This is a genomic window from Limnobaculum allomyrinae (assembly GCF_016649425.1).
In the GTDB taxonomy this organism is placed as follows: Bacteria; Pseudomonadota; Gammaproteobacteria; order Enterobacterales; family Enterobacteriaceae; genus Limnobaculum; species Limnobaculum allomyrinae.
Genome location: NZ_JADRCR010000023.1, coordinates 1,739 through 4,772, shown reverse-complemented (window position 1 = coordinate 4,772; position 3,034 = coordinate 1,739). Strand labels below are relative to the sequence as shown.

The window sequence follows — 3,034 nt, the reverse complement described above, 5'->3', positions numbered from 1 at the left end:
CAAAACACCTTCGGTGTTGTAAGGTTAAGTCTCACGGTTCATTAGTATCGGTTAGCTCAACGTATCGCTACGCTTACACACCCGACCTATCAACGTCATAGTCTTTAACGTTCCTTCAGTGGACTCAAGGTCCAAGGGAAGACTCATCTCGAGGCAAGTTTCCCGCTTAGATGCTTTCAGCGGTTATCTTTTCCGCACGTAGCTACCGGGCAATGCCATTGGCATGACAACCCGAACACCAGTGGTGCGTTCACTCCGGTCCTCTCGTACTAGGAGCAACCCCTCTCAATCTTCCAGCGCCCACGGCAGATAGGGACCGAACTGTCTCACGACGTTCTAAACCCAGCTCGCGTACCACTTTAAACGGCGAACAGCCGTACCCTTGGGACCTACTTCAGCCCCAGGATGTGATGAGCCGACATCGAGGTGCCAAACACCGCCGTCGATATGAACTCTTGGGCGGTATCAGCCTGTTATCCCCGGAGTACCTTTTATCCGTTGAGCGATGGCCCTTCCATTCAGAACCACCGGATCACTAAGACCTACTTTCGTACCTGCTCGAGCCGTCACTCTCGCAGTCAAGCTAGCTTATGCCTTTGCACTAACCTCACGATGTCCGACCGTGATTAGCTAACCTTCGTGCTCCTCCGTTACTCTTTGGGAGGAGACCGCCCCAGTCAAACTACCCACCAGACACTGTCCTCAACCCGGATTACGGGTCAAAGTTAGAACATCAAACATTAAAGGGTGGTATTTCAAGGTTGGCTCCACGATGACTGGCGTCACCGCTTCAAAGCCTCCCACCTATCCTACACATCAAGGCTCAATGTTCAGTGTCAAGCTATAGTAAAGGTTCACGGGGTCTTTCCGTCTTGCCGCGGGTACACAGCATCTTCACTGCGAGTTCAATTTCACTGAGTCTCGGGTGGAGACAGCCTGGCCATCATTACGCCATTCGTGCAGGTCGGAACTTACCCGACAAGGAATTTCGCTACCTTAGGACCGTTATAGTTACGGCCGCCGTTTACTGGGGCTTCGATCAAGAGCTTCGCTTACGCTAACCCCATCAATTAACCTTCCAGCACCGGGCAGGCGTCACACCGTATACGTCCACTTTCGTGTTTGCACAGTGCTGTGTTTTTAATAAACAGTTGCAGCCAGCTGGTATCTTCGACTGACTTCAGCTCCATCCGCAAGGGACTTCACCTAATGCCAGCGTGCCTTCTCCCGAAGTTACGGCACCATTTTGCCTAGTTCCTTCACCCGAGTTCTCTCAAGCGCCTGAGTATTCTCTACCTGACCACCTGTGTCGGTTTGGGGTACGATTTAATGTTACCTGGAGCTTAGAGGCTTTTCCTGGAAGCAGGGCATCAACTACTTCACCACCGTAGTGGCTCGTCATCACGCCTCAGTGTTTAATAAGCAATCGGATTTACCTAATCACTCCACCTACACGCTTAAACCGGGACAACCGTCGCCCGGATAGCCTAGCCTTCTTCGTCCCCCCTTCGCAGTAACACCAAGTACAGGAATATTAACCTGTTTCCCATCGACTACGCCTTTCGGCCTCGCCTTAGGGGTCGACTCACCCTGCCCCGATTAACGTTGGACAGGAACCCTTGGTCTTCCGGCGAGCGGGCTTTTCACCCGCTTTATCGTTACTTATGTCAGCATTCGCACTTCTGATACCTCCAGCAGACCTCACAGTCCACCTTCGCAGGCTTACAGAACGCTCCCCTACCCAACAATATTTTCATATCGCTGCCGCAGCTTCGGTGCATGGTTTAGCCCCGTTACATCTTCCGCGCAGGCCGACTCGACCAGTGAGCTATTACGCTTTCTTTAAATGATGGCTGCTTCTAAGCCAACATCCTGGCTGTCTGTGCCTTCCCACATCGTTTCCCACTTAACCATGACTTTGGGACCTTAGCTGGCGGTCTGGGTTGTTTCCCTCTTCACGACGGACGTTAGCACCCGCCGTGTGTCTCCCGTGATAACATTCTTCGGTATTCGGAGTTTGCATCGAGTTGGTAAGCCGGGATGGCCCCCTAGTCGAAACAGTGCTCTACCCCCGAAGATGAGTTCACGAGGCGCTACCTAAATAGCTTTCGGGGAGAACCAGCTATCTCCCGGTTTGATTGGCCTTTCACCCCCAGCCACAGGTCATCCGCTAATTTTTCAACATTAGTCGGTTCGGTCCTCCAGTTAGTGTTACCCAACCTTCAACCTGCCCATGGCTAGATCACCGGGTTTCGGGTCTATACCTTGCAACTTGACGCCCAGTTAAGACTCGGTTTCCCTACGGCTCCCCTATTCGGTTAACCTTGCTACAAAATATAAGTCGCTGACCCATTATACAAAAGGTACGCAGTCACACCCATAAAGAGTGCTCCCACTGCTTGTACGTACACGGTTTCAGGTTCTGTTTCACTCCCCTCGCCGGGGTTCTTTTCGCCTTTCCCTCACGGTACTGGTTCACTATCGGTCAGTCAGGAGTATTTAGCCTTGGAGGATGGTCCCCCCATATTCAGACAGGATGTCACGTGTCCCGCCTTACTCATCGAACTCACAGCCTGTGCATTTTGGTGTACGGGACTATCACCCTGTACCGTGCGACTTTCCAGACGCTTCCACTAACACACAAACTGATTCAGGTTCTGGGCTCCTCCCCGTTCGCTCGCCGCTACTGGGGGAATCTCGGTTGATTTCTTTTCCTCGGGGTACTTAGATGTTTCAGTTCCCCCGGTTCGCCTCATACGACTATGTATTCATCGTATGATAGTGCAACGAATTGCACTGGGTTTCCCCATTCGGGTATCGCCGGTTATAATGGTTCATATCACCTTACCGACGCTTATCGCAGATTAGCACGCCCTTCATCGCCTCTGACTGCCTAGGCATCCACCGTGTACGCTTAGTCACTTAACCTCACAACCCGAAGGTGTCTCGCAAGAAACACAGTCTGGGTTGCAAAAAATTGAGAGACTCGCTCAGTCCAATTAGTGTCAGTGTTAAAACTCACTATTGGCTAGGA

1 rRNA gene is annotated in these 3,034 nt (G+C 51.8%); it reads right to left on the bottom strand.

Annotated features, from left to right (window positions below):
- Positions 1–20 precede the first annotated feature (20 nt).
- A 23S ribosomal RNA gene (locus tag I2494_RS20390) occupies positions 21–2,928 on the bottom strand.
- Positions 2,929–3,034 lie beyond the last annotated feature (106 nt).